This window comes from Facklamia sp. P12932 (assembly GCF_050409545.1).
In the GTDB taxonomy this organism is placed as follows: Bacteria; Bacillota; Bacilli; order Lactobacillales; family Aerococcaceae; genus Facklamia.
The window spans coordinates 1-19,771 of the sequence record NZ_JBNUPG010000003.1 but is presented as its reverse complement, the minus strand read 5'-3'; the positions used below and the strand labels follow the sequence as shown (position 1 = coordinate 19,771).

The window sequence follows — 19,771 nt, the reverse complement described above, 5'->3', positions numbered from 1 at the left end:
GTAATCGCCTTCCAACCCTTTGGCAATTTCATTATAAGCAGCTTTTAGTTCTTTCTTCATCTTCTGCTATGCTGGCAAAACTTCTGGATGGCCTGCCCCTAATAAATTAATTGAAGCTTTGAAATCTTCATCTGTAAGAGTAATAGTAAAAGTTTTATCTCCTTCCTCAAAATCAGCCCTTAGAAAACCTTCATAATTATCTCTTAAAACGAGTAAGGCCGTCTGCTCCTTCAGCAAATTACTTAGATGTTGTTCGCTCTCTGCGCTAGTGATTAGCGTGGTTTCCAACTTTTCTAGCGAAGAAAATGCCTGTGTTTTCTGATTAATAGTCCTATCTTGTATAGTTATCATGTTCGTAAATATAGACAAAGAGATGAAGAACAAATGCTTAAAAGGATAACTAGCCCTAAAAGCATTTCCAACAGCCGGCTTAGTTTTTTGAAGTTTGAGTGTTTCTCATAGAAATAGCTCCTTTAATAAAACAATCAAAAAATTTGAAGCAGCGTAATTTTAGAAGAGAAGTGTAACATTTTTCTTCACGCTTTATTATCTGTTCAACAAAATCTTTCTATCGCACGTAAACTTGTGGAACATAAATTTTATATGCGAACAAGTCAGCTCCACCTGTAATTATACCGAATTACAATAAGCTTCAGCTAGCTCTTTATCATTAGGTTGAAGAAGGCCGGTTCGAGAAGCATCTATCAAGTGAAGAGAGTTAATTATTTAATGATAGTCATTGCGTTTATCAATTATGCGTTTATATTCAGTATCAATTGGAAGTCCCTTATAATCAAAATCTGTTAGCTTATAATCATTGTTTTGTAACATATGTGTATAGCCTAATTAATTAATAAAAAACCTAATCGTCAGTAAGTCTACTAACCATTAGGCTTATTAGAAAAAAGAGGCTCTATAATAAATAGGATGGAAGGAAGTGTTTTTTCTTCCATCCACCCTATTTGACATAGAGCCAAAAAAGATAAGTATCCTTAAATTAAAAACATACTTTCAGTAGTAGTCAAAAGACTATTCGCTTATATGTAAGAAATCCCATGCGAATTGCGCATGTAGGGCTGCACCAAACTTCAAATAGTCTTCATCAATATTGAATTTTTCATGGTGAGGGAAATAAATTGTATCTTTCTCTTCATTGCTATAACCCATCATTGCATAAGCTCCAGGTGCTTCTTGGAAGTAATATGGCATGTCTTCTGATCCCATCATGATTGGGCCGTGAACGTTCTTTCCAGGTCCAAAAACTTTTTCAGCTGCTTTAGCAGCAATTTCAGTGATTCTTTCATCATTATACAAACTAATTGTACTTTCTTCAATTTCAACATTGATTGAAATATCATAGATTTTTTCTAAGCCAGCAGCCAAATCTTTAATCTTATTATGAATAATTTTTCTTGTCTCTTCATGTAAATAACGCATAGAGATATCTAGTTTAGTATATTTAGAAATAACGTTTGCTTTAGTTCCTCCGTTAAATTTACCTACCGTTAGCACAATCGGAGACTGTGAATTCACAAATTTAGTGATCATTGCATTGAGTTGAGTCACAAACTCTGCAGCAGGTAAAATCGTATCTTTTGCTTTATGAGGCATGGATCCATGTCCAGAAACCCCTTCAAAGCTCACGTAGATTGTATCGCACCCTGCCATCCGATAACCAGATGTTATGTCATATGTTCCTACTTCGATAGGCATACCATGCATTCCAAAGACCGCATCGACACCCTCCATTCCTCCATCAGCTACAACCCTTCTTGCTCCTGTAAAGGTTTCTTCCGCTTCTTGAAATAATAAGCGAACTTCTCCTGGTAATTCTTCTTTAATATCTGTCAACATTTTTGCAGCACCTAATAGCATCGACATATGACCGTCATGCCCACAAGCGTGCATTTTTCCATCTTCTTTAGAAGAGTATTCAGCTCCCGATTGTTCTAGAATAGGCAAGGCATCAATATCCGAACGCAATGCAACCGTCTTACCGGGCTTCCCACCTTTAATATGGGCAACCAAAGAAGTTATACCAACCTTTTCATAAGGTATCCCTAACTCCTCCAAACGCTTCATAAGATACTTTTGAGTCTCAAACTCATGTTCACTTAATTCTGGATACTGATGTAAGTATCTTCTCGTTTCGATTATTTGAGTTTCTAATTCTTTGGCTTTCTCAATAAAGTTCATTATTTATCCTCCTTAAAATCTAACTAATTATTAAAATGTCAATTAAAATCTTTTATTCCTTATTGTTTGACTCTACATCATTTTTGGCCCTATACAAGGAATAAGCAATTCCTAATAAAGCGACTATACCTACATCAGCTGATGAAATTAATTTATATATACTTTCTGGTAAAAAATTTGGTGAGAATTTAATGAAAATCATAGTTGCTACAGCAATTAAGACTAAAACCATTAAATTATTTTTCTTAACCTTGGAACCTAACGTTATCATCATTGCTCCTAATACTCCTGGTAAGGCAAAATCAAAAGAAGCTAAGATGGTAGGTGGTAAGCTATTGATAATCGTTTGACCAGCTACCATGACAATGCCCAAGATGAAAAGATTTGTAAGTGTTGAAGAAATAATAGCAAATATCCCAGCTACTTCAGCCTGTTCAGATCCTGGTTTTAAATCAAGAGCGTCTTGTGTAGCAGCGATAACTGGCATACGCATATTCCCAATATTACCAGATAAAAATGACATATAAGTACCCGCTGGACCAAGAGTGGGGAAATAGGATATCGGCTCTACGAACCAAATAACTCCCACGAACCCAACAATCGAAATTAATCCAGAAATGATATCTGCAATGTCAGGATAATGACCTAATACAAAGGTTAAGTAGGAGGGAATCATTAAAGTTGAAATTAATGCAATTGCGATTGTTACCCTTCCCCAAAAATGTATGGACTTTTGAAAATTACTTGATAAATTTTTATTATTTTCCATTTTTCTCTCCTTAACTTAATATGCTTCCAACAATCATTGCAGCAATAACTGAAAAACCCATAGACCATTCCTTCAACCACTTTTTAGAACGATCTTTTTCAACGATTTTATTAATAGCAACAGTGGCTAAACCTCCGGCAATTAATGCCGCCATAGGAGCAATCGAAGAGTTTTCTTGTAAAATTCCCTTATTGATGACTTCTTTATAACCTAGGGTGAAAAAGATAATAAAAGGTGCAAAGACAGACATGTAAGCGATGGTTAAAGGGTTGGCTTTTTTCATTTTTTCTTGGATACCATCTATTCTTTTAGTAGCAAAGAAGACCACAACCAGCCATCCTGCTCCTCCTAAAGTCATAACCCAAGCAGCAGCAGATAACATCTTAGGCATAAACTCTGCTGTACCAGCAGTTCCCCCACTACCTATCTGAGCTGAAATAATTTCAAAAGCAGCCGATCCGATAATTCCTATTCTTGCGAAGGTAATTGGTCCTCCAATCCGAGAAATTAAGGCGATGGCTACCGCAAAAACAGCAAAAGCTGGACCAATCGTTCCTATAATTCCAATTTTAAATGATTTCTTTACCTCTTCATTACTTAATAAATTAGTGTTTTTAACGTGATTCTTTGCAAGACGATAAAAAATAAAGGATTGAATGATTACAGTTGATACAATAATAATCGCTAAAATCCACATCACCAAACTATTGGCAATTTGCATTGTTTCATTCATGTGTATTCTCCGTTTCTAATAAAATTTTAACTTTAAAGCGCTTTATAAAGTAAATAAAGTATAACATTTACACTTTTATAAAACAACAATAAATTACATGAAACGAAGTCCGGATAGTTGTGCAGAATCAACAAAACTCTGATTGATAGCGTTTGCTTTTGATAGTTTGCTAAGGTGTTTTGAATCAAAATTGCTATTTTTTATTTCAACGCTCATAAAATATTTATTTGCCATCAGCATCGCTCAAAAAACAGTGAGATGCCAACGTCAGCTGTACTTCTCCCATTTGAAGAAAGCTATTGGCCTTATTTAATGACAATCACTATTTTACCCTTAGCATGGTGGCTTTCACTGATTTTATGAGCCTCACTTAAGCCATGAGCCGTCAATGGGAATTCATGCCCGATATAAGGTTTAACTTGGCCCTTTTCAATTAACTCAGCTAGTTTGGCTAAGTGGTTTCCATTCGATTTGGCCGCAAGAGCTTCAACCGTAATGTTTCTTGCTTTAGCTTTTTCCTGGTCGGCTTGACCCACGGTAGAAACAATTCGTCCGCCGTCCTTTACGAGAGCCAAACTTTTAGCTAGTGTTTCGCCACCCAAGGTATCTAAGACTAAGTCTAAGTCTTTAGCCACCTCAGCAAAATCAGTGGTTTTATAATTAATGAAGCTATCAACGCCCAGCTTTTTAAGCATGTCTTCATTCTTACCACTGGCTGTTGAATAAACATATGCACCAAAACTTTTAGCGATTTGAATAGCAAAGCTGCCTACACCACCCGAACCGGCATGAATCAGCACGCGGTCACCTTCTTTAACTCGACCAAACTCCACCATGGCTTGCCAAGCAGTTAGACCCACCATTGGAACAGCGGCCGCTTCTTTAAATGTTATATTTTTTGGCTTATGGGCAACTAAACTCTCCTTAACCGCCACATACTCAGTGTAGGTTCCACTTTTTAAAGAGGAATTGGCAAAGACTTCATCCCCCACTTTGAATTGAGTAACATCTTTACCTATCTCCACCACTACTCCGGCAGCATCCAGTCCCAAAATAATGGGAAAGTCAAAAGAAATTACTTCAGCCATCTCACCTCTTCGCACCTTGGTATCAAAGCGGTTGATGGATGTGGCATGCAATTCAATTAAAACTTGATTGTCTTTAAGCTGCGGTTTAGGTAGATTGGCTTCTACAAATTGATCGGTATCGCCGTATTGATTGATAACAATGGCTTTCATATCAAACACTCCTTTTATTTTCTAGTACTGGAAAGATTCCATCTCTCTTTAGTAATAGTTTAGCACAGGACTGTTTGAACCCCCTAAAGGGATGCTTACAGACCATAAAAAATTGAGCATCTAGCGTTTAATCCTGTCCAGAATTTTGTGTAAAATAATGAAATCAATCTTAGAATTATATAAAACTTAATGTAAGATAAATAAATAGGGCTGAAGATAAAGTTGTCTTATCCTCAGCCCTATTTATTTAACTTTTAAACCACCAGACTTTTATTGTTTAAACCGTCGCATCAATCGTTCCAATTAAAGACTGCATTGATTTGAAGAATTAGGGTCTATTATATGCCTCAAAGGTCTGCACATTAATGATTTTATCATTTTCCGTAATCAATGTTGTGTGTTCATTTCTTATAATTTCAATGGCTTCTTCTTTCGAAATTTCTTGATTATGAATGGGAGTACCCATCCCTTCCCAATGGGTGAAACGAATAGGTTTAGTGGCTTGTTTGATTTGATTAATCACTTCTTCTTCTGAAACATTGGTCCCTAAATCTGTTGACGTATAATGAATCATTTGAACAACCTCCTTTTTAAGATAGTATATCACAGAGTGCAAACAAAACGTATAGTTAATGGTTTAAATTTTAATTATTTTGTGCCCTAACTGATCCTTGATATTGAATGACACTCTTTATTATTGACCGAACACTAACAATGGAGTTGGTTAACCTATTACTTATGATTTGAGTTGAAATCTTTATATTAGACAATACCTGCGTCCTATTAAGAAGACTCAAATTCTTGAGCCCCCCAACGGTCAAACATAGATTAAAAATCTGTTTTAAGATTATTTAACATTCAATTGCCCTAATAAGACGACCTTTATTTTTTAATAAGGTCTCCTTTTAGAATTTATGAAACAAATATGCAATAAAAGGAAGAAAAGCGAGTAAATTAATTATTATTAAAATAATACTGATACGCTTATTAATTGTTCTCTTGTAAGGATCTTTTTCTTTATACCATTGATAAATCGCAACCATCATTAAAACTAAAAGAAATATTAAGAAAACAACAAACAATTTTGTAGAAAGCATCCCATTCCCCCAGAAAAATATTTTTAACTGAGTTATTCGCATGCAATACACAATCATACTAAATTTCTAACGCTAATTAAGTATATAAAATTGTAAGAACGCTTTCAACTTTTTTAAAATAACCTTAAAAGAACATCCTTTTTGACAGTCTTTTTCTATTAAAACCTTTCATTTTATAAGCAAACCAGCTTATTTTTTTGAGCGAACTCAATCAGATTGATCGTCCTCTCCACAGCTTTGGTTAACAGTTGTTGACTCAATTCCATTGCTCGCTCCAATTCCATAGGGCGATCAACAATAGGTATTAAGGCGAATAAGTTTTCTTCAGGAAGGGCAACTTGTTGACTATCAATCTGTCCAGCAAATAACAAGACGGGTACCTGATACTTTTTAGCCAAGCGACTGATACCAATAGGTACTTTGCCACTGAGGGACTGATCATCGAATCTACCTTCACCAGTTATAATCAGATCGGCTTCTTTAATCAATGCGTCAAGGTTCCCTTTTTCAGCTAATAAGAAAAGCCCATTTCTAAATTTGGCTCCAAAAAAGGTCGATAAGGCAAAACCTATCCCTCCTGCTGCTCCGGCCCCTTCTAAATGTCGATAGTCTTTTTTTGTGGCCTCTAACAATAGGTCGGCGTAATTTTTCATCGAAGCATCATAAGTAGGAAGGTCTTTAGTAGCTAAGCCTTTTTGTGGCCCAAAGACATAGCTTGCTCCTTTAGGACCTATTAAGGGATTATTTACATCAGAGGCAAGTATTAAATCAACCTGCTTCATCCGTCGATCGATACCTGACGGATCCATACTTGCTACTCGATTCAACTCTACAGGTAAAATGGGCAACTCTTGCTGGTGGCTATCAAAAAATTTTAAGCCTAGCGCTTGAAGTAAGCCCATTCCTCCGTCAACGGTCGCACTACCACCTAAACCAAGAATAATCCTTTCAGCACCAAAATCAAGTGCTTGTATCAGTTGTTGACCTACCCCATAGCTAGTATGGCGCGTAGGGTCTAAGTTTTTAGGGTCGGCATGAATAATACCTGCTCCTTGTGCTACTTCTATAATGGCTAATTTTTCCTGCTCAATCCATCCCCATTTTCCATTAAATGCCTTACCATCAACACCCTTGATGGTTTGTGTAATATATTCCCCTTTTAATACCGATACAAAGGCATCCACTGTTCCCTCACCGCCGTCTGCAATTGGAAAGCAGGTGACTGAATGATTAGGTAAAGCATCTTTAACGCATAAATTGGCTTGTTCACTAGTCATTGATCCTTTAAAGGAATCGATTGCTGCTAATATCTTCATTAAACACCTTCTCCTTATTTAGAAAAACGACGTAAGCATAACTCTTACGTCGTATCCCTCTTTATTTTAAAGTCGGCCAATATTCTTTGTTGGCTTCAATCAAAGCATCCAAGACTTGACGCGCCTTTTTGGCATCGACAACCGTACGATTTAAAGTAAGTGCTTGTAAGGCCTTATCATAAGATTCTTCAAGGTAGGCTTCGACCGTTAATTGTTCAAAGGCGTGTTGCCCTTCGATCATGCCTTTATAGAATGTTCCTACTTTTCCTACTGCGTAAGGTCGTGGACCATTGACTCCTAGTGAAGCAGCGACCTCAATCATGCAATCATCCGGTAAGTTCGCAACAATTCCTTCGTTACGGACTATAACTACAAAAGTCTTCCTTAAATTGTTGGCAATCGAAGCAGCGACTTCAACAATCATGTCTCCGTGCGCATCATTATGCACGATATCTGAATCTTTTGCTGTGCCATTCTTAATAATACGACGACATTCAGTAAAGACTTTTTTCTCGCGCCCATTTCGCACCTCATCACTACGAGTCCAATTTGGATCTAGTTTAGCTAATTTAGCATCTGGATAGAGGTAATATTGTAAATAGGTGTTGGGTAGATAATCTGGGAAGTCTCGCAACATATCTTCCACCATTGCATAGGTATCCAACCATGATTGGTCACGCTGTTCAGCATCCACTGGTCGAAAGCCCCCATTAAGAATCATTTCTTTTAGTTCTGGTGCGCGATCCTTACCAAATTCATCGTAAAGATGGGTAAACCAACCAAAGTGATTAAGACCAAAATAAACCGGTTCAAATTTATCTGCATCGTAGTCTAAGAGCTTACCGAAAGAACGTAAGAGGTTGACGGGTTGATCACAAATATTTAGAATTTTATCCTCTTCTGGGAAGATTTTATCTAATGCTAGAGCTACAATTGCCGCTGGGTTTGTATAGTTAAGGATCCATGCATCCGGACTGTAATGGCGCACATCATTTACCATTTCTTCCATATCTCTAATTGATCGCATACCATAGGCAAATCCACCCGGCCCACACGTTTCTTGGCCAATGACACCGAGTTGAAGTGGAATTTTTTCATCGCGATCACGCATATCGTAGCCACCTGTCCGCATTTGACAGAAGACAAAATCCACATTTGAATACGCTTCTTTTTTATCTGTCGTATAGCTAAAGTCTACCTCTGGTGCTTCTTCTCTAAAGAGTATTTTGCCAAATTCCCCAATCACTGCTTGCCGTTTCTCATCAATATCATAAAGCACCAATTTGTTAATCGGAAACTTATCCAGATGTTTAGTCATTGCTTTTAAAATACCCGGTGTCCAAGTAGATCCGCCACCGACAACCACTATATTATTTTTTTTCATTTTCTGCGGTCTCCTTTTGTATTTTTTGATCTTTACGATTATAAATGTAATCGTCAACGATGTTACGCATTTGTGTAATTCTTCCGCCGTAAACCACATGGATGGTATGGTCATCTGGTTTGATAATACCATTGGGTTGGGTCCGGTTAAGTAAACTTTCATCAATTAACGAACTGTCTTTGACTTCCACACGTAAACGACTGATGCAATTATCAACATCAGTAATATTATCAACGCCTCCTAAGCCATTGACAATATTTTGCGCGGTTAAACGATTCGCTTCCGTAATATCTACCTCCGCATTACCGTCAACTTCTTCTTCAACAAAATCACTGGCTTGACGACCTAAGGTCATGATATTAAGTCGGGTGATAATATATTTGAAAGTGAAATAATAAACGGCGAAGAAGATGGGTCCGGCAATGAGATAAATATACCATTTCGTTTCAGCACCTTGCAGTACCCCAAAGACGAACCAATCGATGATTCCCCCTTGAACATTTCCGATAGCCACATCTAATAAGGCTGGAATTAAGAAGGCAATTCCTGCAAATATTGAATTCACTACCCACAAGATTGGTGAAATAAAGATAAATGAGAATTCAATCGGTTCGGTAATCCCAGTTAAAATCACCGCAGTGACACCTGGAATAAAGAATTTCAATAAACGGTCTCTTTTTTCTGGTAGAGCCATATGATACATCGCTAAAACAGCTGCCGGCATACCGAATACCATCTGCAAGATCTTACCTTGAGCGAGGAAGGCTGTTGCATCCGTTGAAAAAGGAAGACCGTTGTCTAATTGATAGAGATAAATTTGAAGGGCTCCGACCAGTGATTCACCATTGATATTTTCAATCCCACCCAAGGCGGTGAAACGGAAAGTCTGGTTGAGTACATGGTGCAACCCCGTTGGAATCATCAGTTTTTCGATCATTCCATATAAAAAGATTCCCAAAGAGCCCGTTTCGCTGATAAGTCCACCTAAAGCAATAATAAGTTGATTTACCAAAGGCCATACGATGGTTAACAAGGCACCGACTATCGCCATCACGATGGCTACGACAATTGGTACAAAACGTTTCCCACTATAGAAAGTAAGGGATTGATGTAATTCAGTGTTACGGTATTTATTATGTAAGAAGACACCCATCAAACCGGCAATAATACCACCGATAACATTGGTATTATATACAAAGAGGCCTAGCGTACGAGTAAATAAGGAATTCTGTACAGTGGCATCGACTTGAGACAAGCCCTCTGTTTCCATTAAATAATTAATTGACGTTGTGTCCGGAGTTAAGCCTTGAAGTTGTAATACATACGTCATCCCAATCAGCATAGCAATATATCCTACTGCCCCTGAATAAACGGCTACTTCCTTATCTCTTCTAACCATTCCTAATGGAATCGACATAGCAAATAAAATAGGTAAGTACCCAAATGGTAACGCGGATAACTTACGAATCATGCCAAAAATGTTTTGTAAAATCTCGTTCCCTAAAAAAGGCACGTAACGGATTATATTTTCGTTTTGTAAAGCAGCTGATAGCCCCAGAAAGATTGCCATGAATGAAAGCAAACTAATTGGGAATAACAGAGATTTGCCAAAACTTTGAAAATTCTTTCTAAAATTTTTCAATTGACAACATCCTCTCTTTTATAGTTTCTAGTGTTACCGGTCGTGTCTTGCAGTAGAAACCCTGTCTCTTTTCTACCTAATGATTCATTCTTCCTCCTCTCTTATATTCTTAATTTACTTCTTTTGTATTATAGCGCTTACATAAGACGGATGGCTCCAAGTGGACGGATAATTATCCACAAATGGCCACTTTGTTAAAAAGCTTATTTAACTAACTTCAAATAGTTTGATTTGAGGTAGTTAATTGTTTCATTGACCATTAAAATCATATGCACTTGCTGTTCCCTTGACAAACCGTCTAATAAATTCACTTGAACGTCATGATAAAAGCTTAATTTACTGGCCTTCATGACTGAAGAATCCTTTTTGGTTATCGCAAAGACCGTCATTTTTTTTGCTTTGGCTTTCTCAATAACTTGCAAGCAGCGCTGTGTTTCACCTGAAGATGAAAGTACTAATAGGCTATAATTGTGAAAATGCTCCAACATTTTGATTTCAGAAATAATCACCACCGGAATGCCTAAATAAATCAACTGCCTTGCCATGTAGCGTGCGGTGACCCCGGAAGCCCCTAGACCAAAGAGCATTAAGTGGTGGCGATGGGTATAGATAGCCCCTGCTAAATCAGCCAAACTTGCAAAGTCAATCAGATCCACAGCACTTTCAGTAGTGGTCAATCCTGAATGTGCTTTACGTTTTTGTAAATTGATGTCTGCTTGTACCGCATATTTAAGTTCACTGAACCCTTTAAAGCCTAACAACTTACACGTTCGGTTTATTGTCGCTTGTGAGGTATAAGTCTCTTGGGCAATTTTTAACACGGTTTGATTGGGAATTGATGCAAAATGATTCTCTAAATAATCCAGTACAACTTTTTCACTTTGACTTATTTTCTTAGCAAAATTCCTCTCTTGCAATTGGTTGATTACTTGGTACATAGATTTATGATCTCCTTTTTTGTATCTCATCAAGTTATAAGTGGTCTAAATGCATACCTATTGAGTATGTATACCCTTTCATTATAAAGGATTATATTCTTTCATACTAATTCAGTTTTACAAGAGTCACAACTAGATGTTTGTTGCAAAGGATTAAAAAGCAACTAAGAGACAGATGTCTGCCATCTCTTGATTAGATAGCAACAAATAACTCCAATCGATCAAAACTTTTAGTAACTTTAGAAAAAATTTGAAACTTATACTTGCTATTTGTTAAGAATAGTGTATACTTAAAAATAGAGATATACGAAAACTAAGCTTTGAGTGTATCTGATTAGAGTAATTACAAATTAGATTTAGGAGTGAAATAAATGGGATTATTTAGTAAAGAACCAAAAGAAAACTTTTTAGACATGATTGAGAAAAGACGCTCAATTTACGATTTGAAGGCTGCATCACCAATCAGTGACTCAGAAATTGAAAGTATCATTGCAGATGTAATTAAATTTACACCTTCAGCTTTCAACTCACAAAGTACACGTATCGTTTTACTATTAAACGATAACCACAAACAACTTTGGGATTTAACTACAGAGTCTTTAAAAGAGATGATGGGAGATGCTGATTTCACAGGAACACAACAAAAAATGGATATGTTCAAAAATGCATACGGAACCGTTCTCTTCTTCGAAGATAAGACAGTCGTTAAAGGTTTGCAAGAACAATTCCCTATCTTTGCTGATGGATTCCCTACTTGGGCTCAACATACTAATGCTATGCATCAATTTAATGTATGGACTGCTTTTGCTGAGAAACATTTAGGTGCTTCCTTACAACACTATAATGGTGTGATTGATGAAAAAGTTTATGAAACTTATGGCATTTCTAGAGACTGGGAATTAGTCGCTCAAATGCCATTTGGCGAAATCGGTTCACCAGCTGGCCCTAAAGAGTTCCAACCAGTAGAAGAGCGATTCATCGTTAAAAAATAAGTAAAACACTTTCATTAACATTTGAAAAGAAGTATTGTCCAAATGGATAATACTTCTTTTTTAAATCTTTTATTAAGCTTTAAATAGAAAAATACGCCAATACACTTAAACAATCTTCTTAAAAAGAATTCACTGAACAAAAAAACTCCCTCTTATAACGGAGGGAGATGTTATGACTATTTTTCATTAGCACTTTTATCTAAGTAAGCATTTAACATCCAAATTGTTTTTTCAGCCTCGGATTTTAAAGCAATGAGCATATCATTTGATGGAAAGTCTTCTGCTTCATCGGTTAAGTGAATACCTTCATCATACAAAGCAATTAATGTTCTATAATCGTTGACAATCGCTTCTACCATTTGATCTTGTGATAATGCTTGATCACTAGTACTTTCTTTAATAACAGAATGTTCAATAAATTCTGTTAAAGTGGCATATGGCTGACCACCAATAGCTAATAAACGTTCAGCAACCTCATCCATATCAGCTGTCACCTGATCATACAATTCTTCAAACTTTTCATGCAGTGTGAAAAAACGTGTTCCGCTTACATACCAATGAAATTGATGCAGCCGAGTATAGAAAACACCTTGTGTAGCAACCACTTTATTTAATAGATCAAACACCTTTTTCTCCATACGATTTCCTCCTATTTTTTGCTTTTAAAGCAAGGTTTTTCTCACCATTGCTTTATATCTTTAGCATAGCATGTTCCTCCTCAATAGTTAATTATTATGCTTATCTTCAACCATACTTAAAAATTAATCACTTCGGTTTCCCTTCATCCTTTTAATTAAAACAGCTATTATCCGACACTGATTAGCCAGCAACAAGAACTTTCTACCAAATGAATTAGTAAAAGAAAACACCTCTTGAAACGTTCCATTGAACAATTGCTCACTCGCGAACCCTGTTAGCGATGAATAAAAATCGATTCACGAAAGTACACGAATAAAATAACTAATAAGAAAGCAAGCGAATTTAACAAGAGGTCTTAAAACATTTTTCCCCTGATTAATAAAAAAAGACTTGAAAATTCAAGCCTTTCCAGCTATTTTAAGAGCTTATTATTTTTTACGTTGCGTTTTTAGATCGACGGTTAATAATTCACAGTTTTCACAAACAAAAGCCTCTGCTTTAGGGCGACTTAAGAAAGAACCATTACTCTTTAAAGCGAATCCTCCGCTAGCAAATATACCACCGACTAATTTTTTATCGTCGGGCTGCCACTTAATCGCATAGCGATCTCCTAATAAACTCCCTTTTAACATTTCGTTACCACATTGAGGACAATTCATACAATCATCTCCTTTAAAATTTAATGCACCGACTATCACAAACTTATCGGTTAGAGAAATTATAACCGTTTTACTTTTAACGGTTCAAGTGATGCAGTTTATGCCACTATGGAATAAGTTGTACCGCGTTTATTTCTCCACTCTCTTCACAAAGAAAGAATGGTTATTTTTATTTGTAAAGGGGCTTTCTTTTGAAGGTGGCGTTTTTATTTTATTTAATTTTTTTATTTTAATAACAGACGATTCCTTAGGGTTTATTTCCCTCTTCTTTCCTCAGCTAAGCGATTTCCCCGACCATATATGAAATACAACGCGAGTCCCTTTATCCCCATTAAAAAGACGGAATAAACCGCATTAATTGCTTGAGCGTCACTGTTAGTGTCTGCGTTCGCATTACGACGGATCACAATACCTAAAGTAGGCTGGGAGGGTTGATATAAAAAGACTGAGAGATCAAAATCATCGACTAGACGATTAAAATGAATGGCTATAAGTGCTAGGATAGTCGGTAGGATAACTGGTAACACAATCTTTCTAAAGGTGTACCCTGATGAAGCTCCTAATAGGACCGAAGCATCTTCTAATTGATTATCCAATCCATAATAAGCTGCCTTCAAATACCTCAAGGAATTAGGAAGGGAAACTACCATATAAGTTATGGGTAAAATCCACCAAGATCCGATTACTGAATGTCCTCCTAATAAAAAGGAAGGCCGATCATAAGCCATCAGATACCCCACTACCAACAGTATCCCTGGAATCAACCAAGGAATATAAAAGACGTATTCTAAAAGAGGCGTGAAAAATTTTAGTTGCCCACGGTGAAGCTTGCGAGCAACAATAGCCATTAGAAAAACGGCTGCCAGTGCAGCAATTAATGAATAAAGAATGGAGGTCACAATGGGTTGAAGGTTGTCACTCAGTGAAAAAACCTTGACATAATTATCTAAAGTTAACTGACCAAGTGAAAGATTAGCAGATCGTAGGGCTTGAGATTTTGAAAAAGAAGCGATGATTAAAGCCACGAGCGGTAAGGAATAAATTATCAATATAAGATAAGCTAGCACATGAATTACTGCATTCCAGATAGGCGACTGAATTTTTTGCTTTTGCAAGCGAGCTTGCGTCTTTGACAGAGATAAGTAACGCAGGCGGTGTTCGTTACGAGTCATACTATATAGTAAAAAAATTTGGGTGAAGCCTAGAAAGATCGATAGAATGGACGCTAAGTCCCTAGAAGCAGGCCGATTAGCAAAGGTTAAAATTAATGGACTAATCGTCTGAAACGTCTTCCCTCCTACCATAACTGGTGCCGAAAAAGCTGCCAAGCCTGTTTGGAAGGTCATAATAGTCAGCGTTATAATTACCGGCTTAAGTGTTGGTAAAACAACCGTTTTCAAAATATAACTAGGGCTTGATCCCATCAACTTGGCTGCTTCAATCAAGTTAAAATCAACCGATCGGATAGCGGACGATAAGAAAAGCATATAAATATGAGTGGTGCCGAAAGTCATTACAAAGAAAACAGCTCCAAATCCTTCAAACCAATAAGGATCTAAATTGGGCAAGACCTCCATTAATAACTTGGTCAAAAACCCATTCTTTCCATAAACAAGTAGATAGCCAAAGTTCATGACAATTCCACCCATTAACAGGGTGGTCATGTAGCCCATCTTCAAGAATCTTGCCCCGCTTATCTCAAAATAATCCGTGACTAGAACTAAAAACACGCCTAAGAAATTCACTGATACAGCCAAAGAAACAGCTAAAACAAAGGAATTTTTTATCGATTGCATGGCGCGTTTGGACGTTAACACTTTCTCAATTGAAGAAAAATCAAGGTTGCCACCCACTAGTAAACTATTGGTGAAAACAACACTAATTGGATAGATAATAAAGGTAATAACTAGCCAAATGATAAAAGTATAGAAGAATAGATGAGTCACCTTTTTATTAGATATTTTTGGCATTAGCTCTCACCTTTTTCATAGGATAAAATGCTTGCTGTATCTAAAGATAGGGTCACAGAATTGCCAGGCTGAAAGGTGTTCAATGTTTGGTTGAGCGTCATAAAACGAAGTGTTGACGGTCCCGCTTCAACTTCGTATAGAATAACATCTCCTTGAAAGATTTTATTCGTAAGGGTCGTCGTAAAACTTAAATTGTCAGAAGGATATCTGTTCACATGCAAGTTCTCTGGACGAATATAATGACGCTTCGATCGATCGAATTTGAAATCGCTTTGACGGTTCAGCCATTCTACTAAATTTTCTGAAAGAAAATTGACATCTCCGACAAAATTACAGACAAATTCTGTTTCTGACCGATTATAAATTTCACTTGGCGTTCCCACTTGCTGAATTTCCCCCTTATTAAAAACAGCTATTCGGTCTGATAATTCTAAAGCTTCGCGTTGATCGTGCGTAACATAAACAGCTGTAAGATTTGTACGCGCTTGGATAGCTTTCAGCTCCCCTCTCAACTGTTCGCGTAATTTTGCATCCAAATTGGATAAGGGTTCATCAAATAAAATTAAATCCGGTTCAGTAACTAACGTTCTTGCTATCGCCACACGCTGTTGCTGTCCACCTGATAACTGGGAAACATTTTTAATTAAAAGGGTGGTGTCGAGGTCGACTAATTGCGCTTGTTCGGCTACTCTTTGTTTAATTTCTTCACGATTCACCTTCGCTACTTTTAAACCATAAGCAATGTTATCAAAGACAGTCATCGTCGGAAATAAAGCGTAGGATTGAAACACCATGCCGATATTTCTTTTTTCAGCTGGTTGATAGCTTATGTCTTGTTCATTTAATAAAATTTTACCATGACTCGGTAATGTTAAGCCTGCAATGGCGCGAAGGGTGGTTGTTTTTCCACAACCGGAAGGACCCAATAAAGTAAAAAATTCTCCTTTATTTATTGATAAATTAACACCCTTGACCGCGGCAAAGTCTCCATAACGAATTTCGATTGATTCTAATTTAAGCATAAGCCCACTCCTTTATTGAATAAGAAAACAAAAAGCCTCAGCCTCGAAATGAGGATGAGGACTTGGCGAGAATGATCTTATGGCATATATTCCAGTTCTAATTTTTCTACCCAACTATCTACATTCTGACGGTAGAAATCCCAGTCAACATCCATACGGACCATTTTATCTAATAATGCTTTTAGGGGTTCGGAAAGCACTTCTTGGCCACCTTCCGTCACCGGTAAGAAGCCAAATTCTTCAGCAAAAACTTTTTGCACTTCATCAGAGCCGTACCAGTTTACGAAATCTTCAGCCGCTGAATAATCATACTCTTCTCCCTTATCTAAAATCCCGATTTGTTCAGTCATGGAAAAAATACCGTATGTTGGAACGATTGGCTCTAATGCTAAGCCATCGTACTCTTCTAAGGCAAGCGCAGTCCCTGAAATATGATAGTAGTTATAAGGGGTTGTGCCTTCTTGGAAAAGCACCCATTGGTCTTCCCCTTCACGTGCTTGGTAGCCATTATTGATATAAGCCGCAACTTTTTGCCACCCTTCTTCAGAAATTCCAAGTTCTCCTTCATCATCGCGGTATTGCATTAGCATGGAAAGAATAATTTTTTGGTTGGTTGAACCTGCTAAATCCGACGGAATACGGTACTTATTCTTCAACGCCTCTTCTTGGCCTAACGCTTCCAATGTTTTTACAGCATCTTCTTGGTTTATAAATTCAGGATTGTACATCCCAAAAATATACGCTTCAGCAAAAGGATAAAATTCACCCTTGCCGATGATAATTTCTTCGGGTACGTTTTCGGCCCAAACTGGTTCAAAAGCATGTAAATCAACTTGCTCTTGTACATTTAACCAGTTGGCTTCATCCATCCCAATAATCACATCCGCTTGTGGATCGTTTGCCTCAGCCAGTAGCCGATTGTAAGTATCTCCCCCCGGAGCGGTTACCATTTCCAAGTAAAAGCCTTCAGCTTCAGCTAATTCGACAAGCCGAGCCGTACGCGCATCGTCATAATAAGTATTGGAATAAATCGTTACTGTACGCTTTTCGTCTTGTGCCATTCCTTTAGCAAGTCCAGTGCTAGTAAAAACGGATGCAGACAAAACGGCCATTGATGCTATTAAAAATTTTTTATTCATTGATTAAGCCCCTCATTATTTTTTTCAAACTAAGATTACCAACCCACTCTATTAAAGTCAATTGTTGTGACAAAGTTACTCTCCTTTCAAAAGCTGATTCAAGTATTTATTATTAATTTAAACACTTACCAACGTTGATTGATTCATATCGTTAAAGATATTTACTTATTTTAATGCAGCCTGTAATTTGGTCGTATCTCCACCGATTTATACCGTTATTTTCTTTATTCTATTTGCCAATATATCATCTCCTTAATTTTAGGCATCAAAAAAGCACCTCCCTTTTTGATAGGTGCTTTATAAAATATCTTCGTAATTTCTTCTTGAATACAGAACACGGATTATTTCTACTAGCTTTTCTCCATTATTTACTCGGTAGAAAATAAGATAGTTTTTTACGGGACAAATTCTTATATTCTCTTTATCTAAGTCTTCATCTCTATACCTTCTAAATCTTTCAGGCATTTCATCAAGCCCTCTTATAGACTCTTCTATTTTCTTTATTAACCTTAATGCGGATAAATCAGAATTCAAGTTTGCAGAAATATACTCATATATTTCAATGATGTCTTTTTTGGCTCTAGATGATACTACAATAGTATATTTGCTCATAATTGATCGTAAATTGATTTAAAAGCCTCATCCACATTTTCATATTTCCCATCTTTTAAATCATTTATCCCTTCCATTAGCATCTTGTTTAATTCATCCCTTGAGATGTCAAAAATATCAACAAGTTTTACATCCGGTAATTTTACATCAAAAGGTAAGCCTTTATTAAGAATAATCTGCCTATAAAACATATCCACTGCATTTGATGGAGGTATGCCCAAGGTTTTCAGTATCTCCTCCGCCCTTTCTTTAATTTCCGGTTTCATCCTTATATTTAGGTTTGCTGACTTAGCCATAATTGACTCCTCCTTTTGCTTAATTATATCAAATACGTCAACACTATGTCTATACATTTAAAGTTTATCGAAGTCCTCCTGTGTAACTACTTGCTTATCTTTCCACTCATCGTTAGTTTTTTCTGTGTCCATATCAGTTATAAGTCCAATGGTGAGTAAATCTAAATCAAAAACAGAAAGACCACGTTCCACTGCTCTTAATAAAAATAAGGGGGTGGTCATTGGTCTTACTTTTTAGATATTTTTCCATCTTAATATATAATCCCCACAATTTTATTAGCTGGGATAGGATTTGATAAATAGAAAAAGTAGAAAAATTATCTAACCATTCCTCTGGACTGTCTTCTACCGTCTTATCCCCATGTCTTGCCATGACATAGGCTACATTCTCAAAGAGTTCTAAAGAACCTATATCAATATTAGAGTTATTCGGATAAAGTCCATATAATTGTGTAAAAGATAAAGAGCCATATAAAGCTCCTTTTACGGTACAATGTTTTTACTCCAAAACATATCCAAAAGGACTTTACATGACCCAAGTACATTTTACACTGAACAGCGAAGTGGTTCAAATTATTATTGATTATTCGGTAAAAGAGGAGGTATCTAAAAATAGTTTGACGACAGTATTTAATCAGTTAATGGAAAACCAACGAACAGAATATATTCAAGCCGATGAGTATGAACGTTTAAAAAGTCGTCAAAATCAAAAAACGGCTATTATGAGCGAGAGTTTACCACTTGTGTAGGAACACTTGATTTAAAAGTGTCCAGAACTCGCAATGGTGAATTTTCACCAACGGTATTTGAGCGTTATCAGCGAAATGAACAGGCTCTGCTCGCTTCCATGTTGGAGAGGTATGTCTCTGGTGTTTCTACACGTAAAGCTTCAAAATTGTTGAAGAACTCTGTGGAAACTCTGTCTCAAAATTCCACATGGCTCAAACATATGGTACCACATCCCCCAAAGGCAAACATCTATCTTATGAAGAACGTGTGAAGATTGAAGCGTATAAAACACAAGTCCCTCCTCCATCCAACCGTGCAATCGCTCGATTGCTCGGACGTTCACCACAGACCATTCATACAAAAGTGAAACGCGGGACAGTTACTCAGAAACGCAAACAAT

The 19,771-nt window shown here is 36.9% G+C and carries 20 protein-coding genes and 1 pseudogene; 3 read left to right on the top strand and 18 right to left on the bottom strand.

Going from position 1 to position 19,771, the window contains the following annotated elements; all coding sequences use genetic code 11:
- Window positions 1-66: 66 nt before the first annotated feature.
- The 10 genes from ACQV2P_RS01790 to ACQV2P_RS01745 form a co-directional block, all read right to left on the bottom strand.
- A complete protein-coding gene (locus ACQV2P_RS01790) occupies window positions 67-288 on the bottom strand; it encodes a hypothetical protein (RefSeq protein ID WP_428894551.1) in 222 nt (73 codons plus the stop codon).
- Between the two features lie 741 nt (window positions 289-1,029).
- Complete coding sequence (locus tag ACQV2P_RS01785) at window positions 1,030-2,196, bottom strand: amidohydrolase (RefSeq protein ID WP_428874150.1); 1,167 nt, start codon at window positions 2,194-2,196, stop codon at window positions 1,030-1,032.
- Window positions 2,197-2,248: 52 nt separating this feature from the next.
- Window positions 2,249-2,965, bottom strand: coding sequence for a hypothetical protein (locus ACQV2P_RS01780; protein ID WP_428874151.1), 717 nt, complete (start codon window positions 2,963-2,965; stop codon window positions 2,249-2,251).
- 10 nt (window positions 2,966-2,975) lie between these two features.
- A complete protein-coding gene (locus tag ACQV2P_RS01775) occupies window positions 2,976-3,698 on the bottom strand; it encodes a DUF5058 family protein (RefSeq protein WP_428874153.1) in 723 nt (240 codons plus the stop codon).
- A gap of 305 nt (window positions 3,699-4,003) precedes the next feature.
- Window positions 4,004-4,936: an NADP-dependent oxidoreductase gene (locus ACQV2P_RS01770; protein WP_428894550.1), complete on the bottom strand. Its 933-nt coding sequence runs from the start codon at window positions 4,934-4,936 to the stop codon at window positions 4,004-4,006.
- 328 nt (window positions 4,937-5,264) lie between these two features.
- Window positions 5,265-5,510, bottom strand: coding sequence for a hypothetical protein (locus tag ACQV2P_RS01765; protein WP_428881916.1), 246 nt, complete (start codon window positions 5,508-5,510; stop codon window positions 5,265-5,267).
- Window positions 5,511-6,206: 696 nt separating this feature from the next.
- A complete protein-coding gene (locus ACQV2P_RS01760) occupies window positions 6,207-7,349 on the bottom strand; it encodes a glycerate kinase family protein (RefSeq protein ID WP_428894549.1) in 1,143 nt (380 codons plus the stop codon).
- 61 nt (window positions 7,350-7,410) lie between these two features.
- Window positions 7,411-8,733 (bottom strand): 6-phospho-alpha-glucosidase, encoded by a 1,323-nt coding sequence (locus ACQV2P_RS01755; protein ID WP_428874158.1) that lies wholly within the window; start codon window positions 8,731-8,733, stop codon window positions 7,411-7,413.
- The gene (locus ACQV2P_RS01750) at window positions 8,720-10,375 is read right to left on the bottom strand and encodes a PTS transporter subunit EIIC (protein ID WP_428894548.1); all 1,656 of its coding nucleotides are present in this window, start codon (window positions 10,373-10,375) and stop codon (window positions 8,720-8,722) included. Before ACQV2P_RS01750 ends, ACQV2P_RS01755 begins: the two co-directional genes overlap by 14 nt.
- A gap of 203 nt (window positions 10,376-10,578) precedes the next feature.
- On the bottom strand, window positions 10,579-11,313 hold the full coding sequence (locus ACQV2P_RS01745) for a MurR/RpiR family transcriptional regulator (protein WP_428874160.1): 735 nt from the start codon (window positions 11,311-11,313) through the stop codon (window positions 10,579-10,581).
- A gap of 371 nt (window positions 11,314-11,684) precedes the next feature.
- Between ACQV2P_RS01745 and ACQV2P_RS01740 the strand changes: the two genes are divergently transcribed.
- Window positions 11,685-12,305: a nitroreductase family protein gene (locus ACQV2P_RS01740; protein ID WP_428874372.1), complete on the top strand. Its 621-nt coding sequence runs from the start codon at window positions 11,685-11,687 to the stop codon at window positions 12,303-12,305.
- Window positions 12,306-12,481: 176 nt separating this feature from the next.
- Here the strand turns inward: ACQV2P_RS01740 and ACQV2P_RS01735 are convergent, their stop codons facing one another.
- From ACQV2P_RS01735 to ACQV2P_RS01700, 8 genes are all read right to left on the bottom strand, one after another.
- Window positions 12,482-12,943, bottom strand: coding sequence for a Dps family protein (locus ACQV2P_RS01735; RefSeq protein ID WP_428874373.1), 462 nt, complete (start codon window positions 12,941-12,943; stop codon window positions 12,482-12,484).
- A 429-nt stretch (window positions 12,944-13,372) separates the two neighbouring features.
- Window positions 13,373-13,603 carry a PF20097 family protein gene (locus tag ACQV2P_RS01730; protein ID WP_428874374.1) on the bottom strand — a complete coding sequence of 77 codons (231 nt, stop codon included), beginning with the start codon at window positions 13,601-13,603 and terminating at the stop codon, window positions 13,373-13,375.
- Between the two features lie 254 nt (window positions 13,604-13,857).
- The gene (locus tag ACQV2P_RS01725; RefSeq protein ID WP_428894135.1) at window positions 13,858-15,573 is read right to left on the bottom strand and encodes an ABC transporter permease; all 1,716 of its coding nucleotides are present in this window, start codon (window positions 15,571-15,573) and stop codon (window positions 13,858-13,860) included.
- A complete protein-coding gene (locus tag ACQV2P_RS01720) occupies window positions 15,573-16,595 on the bottom strand; it encodes an ABC transporter ATP-binding protein (protein ID WP_428894547.1) in 1,023 nt (340 codons plus the stop codon). Before ACQV2P_RS01720 ends, ACQV2P_RS01725 begins: the two co-directional genes overlap by 1 nt.
- A gap of 77 nt (window positions 16,596-16,672) precedes the next feature.
- Window positions 16,673-17,734 (bottom strand): extracellular solute-binding protein, encoded by a 1,062-nt coding sequence (locus tag ACQV2P_RS01715; RefSeq protein ID WP_428874378.1) that lies wholly within the window; start codon window positions 17,732-17,734, stop codon window positions 16,673-16,675.
- Window positions 17,735-18,031: 297 nt separating this feature from the next.
- Entirely contained in the window at window positions 18,032-18,346 is a 315-nt protein-coding gene (locus ACQV2P_RS01710; protein WP_428893374.1) for a type II toxin-antitoxin system RelE/ParE family toxin, read from the bottom strand.
- The gene (locus ACQV2P_RS01705) at window positions 18,343-18,642 is read right to left on the bottom strand and encodes a type II toxin-antitoxin system RelB/DinJ family antitoxin (RefSeq protein ID WP_428893375.1); all 300 of its coding nucleotides are present in this window, start codon (window positions 18,640-18,642) and stop codon (window positions 18,343-18,345) included. The genes ACQV2P_RS01710 and ACQV2P_RS01705 overlap by 4 nt, the downstream gene beginning before the upstream one ends.
- 57 nt (window positions 18,643-18,699) lie before the next feature.
- Window positions 18,700-18,864: a hypothetical protein gene (locus ACQV2P_RS01700; protein WP_428893376.1), complete on the bottom strand. Its 165-nt coding sequence runs from the start codon at window positions 18,862-18,864 to the stop codon at window positions 18,700-18,702.
- 308 nt (window positions 18,865-19,172) lie between these two features.
- Here ACQV2P_RS01700 and ACQV2P_RS01695 point away from each other — a divergent pair.
- Window positions 19,173-19,572 (top strand): annotated as a pseudogene (locus ACQV2P_RS01695) (transposase); the annotation flags it as partial.
- Between the two features lie 6 nt (window positions 19,573-19,578).
- The coding region (locus ACQV2P_RS01690; RefSeq protein WP_428894169.1) for a helix-turn-helix domain-containing protein at window positions 19,579-19,771 on the top strand (193 nt) is incomplete at its 3' end.

What these genes read in the sequence shown, in the direction of transcription:
- ACQV2P_RS01785 (WP_428874150.1), bottom strand. Translation starts at nt 2,196, where the DNA reads ATGAACTTTATTGAGAAAGCCAAAGAATTAGAAACTCAAATAATCGAA.
- ACQV2P_RS01780 (WP_428874151.1), bottom strand. Translation starts at nt 2,965, where the DNA reads ATGGAAAATAATAAAAATTTATCAAGTAATTTTCAAAAGTCCATACAT.
- ACQV2P_RS01775 (WP_428874153.1), bottom strand. Translation starts at nt 3,698, where the DNA reads ATGAATGAAACAATGCAAATTGCCAATAGTTTGGTGATGTGGATTTTA.
- ACQV2P_RS01770 (WP_428894550.1), bottom strand. Translation starts at nt 4,936, where the DNA reads ATGAAAGCCATTGTTATCAATCAATACGGCGATACCGATCAATTTGTA.
- ACQV2P_RS01765 (WP_428881916.1), bottom strand. Translation starts at nt 5,510, where the DNA reads ATGATTCATTATACGTCAACAGATTTAGGGACCAATGTTTCAGAAGAA.
- ACQV2P_RS01760 (WP_428894549.1), bottom strand. Translation starts at nt 7,349, where the DNA reads ATGAAGATATTAGCAGCAATCGATTCCTTTAAAGGATCAATGACTAGT.
- ACQV2P_RS01755 (WP_428874158.1), bottom strand. Translation starts at nt 8,733, where the DNA reads ATGAAAAAAAATAATATAGTGGTTGTCGGTGGCGGATCTACTTGGACA.
- ACQV2P_RS01745 (WP_428874160.1), bottom strand. Translation starts at nt 11,313, where the DNA reads ATGTACCAAGTAATCAACCAATTGCAAGAGAGGAATTTTGCTAAGAAA.
- ACQV2P_RS01740 (WP_428874372.1), top strand. Translation starts at nt 11,685, where the DNA reads ATGGGATTATTTAGTAAAGAACCAAAAGAAAACTTTTTAGACATGATT.
- ACQV2P_RS01735 (WP_428874373.1), bottom strand. Translation starts at nt 12,943, where the DNA reads ATGGAGAAAAAGGTGTTTGATCTATTAAATAAAGTGGTTGCTACACAA.
- ACQV2P_RS01730 (WP_428874374.1), bottom strand. Translation starts at nt 13,603, where the DNA reads ATGAATTGTCCTCAATGTGGTAACGAAATGTTAAAAGGGAGTTTATTA.
- ACQV2P_RS01725 (WP_428894135.1), bottom strand. Translation starts at nt 15,573, where the DNA reads ATGCCAAAAATATCTAATAAAAAGGTGACTCATCTATTCTTCTATACT.
- ACQV2P_RS01720 (WP_428894547.1), bottom strand. Translation starts at nt 16,595, where the DNA reads ATGCTTAAATTAGAATCAATCGAAATTCGTTATGGAGACTTTGCCGCG.
- ACQV2P_RS01715 (WP_428874378.1), bottom strand. Translation starts at nt 17,734, where the DNA reads ATGAATAAAAAATTTTTAATAGCATCAATGGCCGTTTTGTCTGCATCC.
- ACQV2P_RS01710 (WP_428893374.1), bottom strand. Translation starts at nt 18,346, where the DNA reads ATGAGCAAATATACTATTGTAGTATCATCTAGAGCCAAAAAAGACATC.
- ACQV2P_RS01705 (WP_428893375.1), bottom strand. Translation starts at nt 18,642, where the DNA reads ATGGCTAAGTCAGCAAACCTAAATATAAGGATGAAACCGGAAATTAAA.
- ACQV2P_RS01700 (WP_428893376.1), bottom strand. Translation starts at nt 18,864, where the DNA reads ATGACCACCCCCTTATTTTTATTAAGAGCAGTGGAACGTGGTCTTTCT.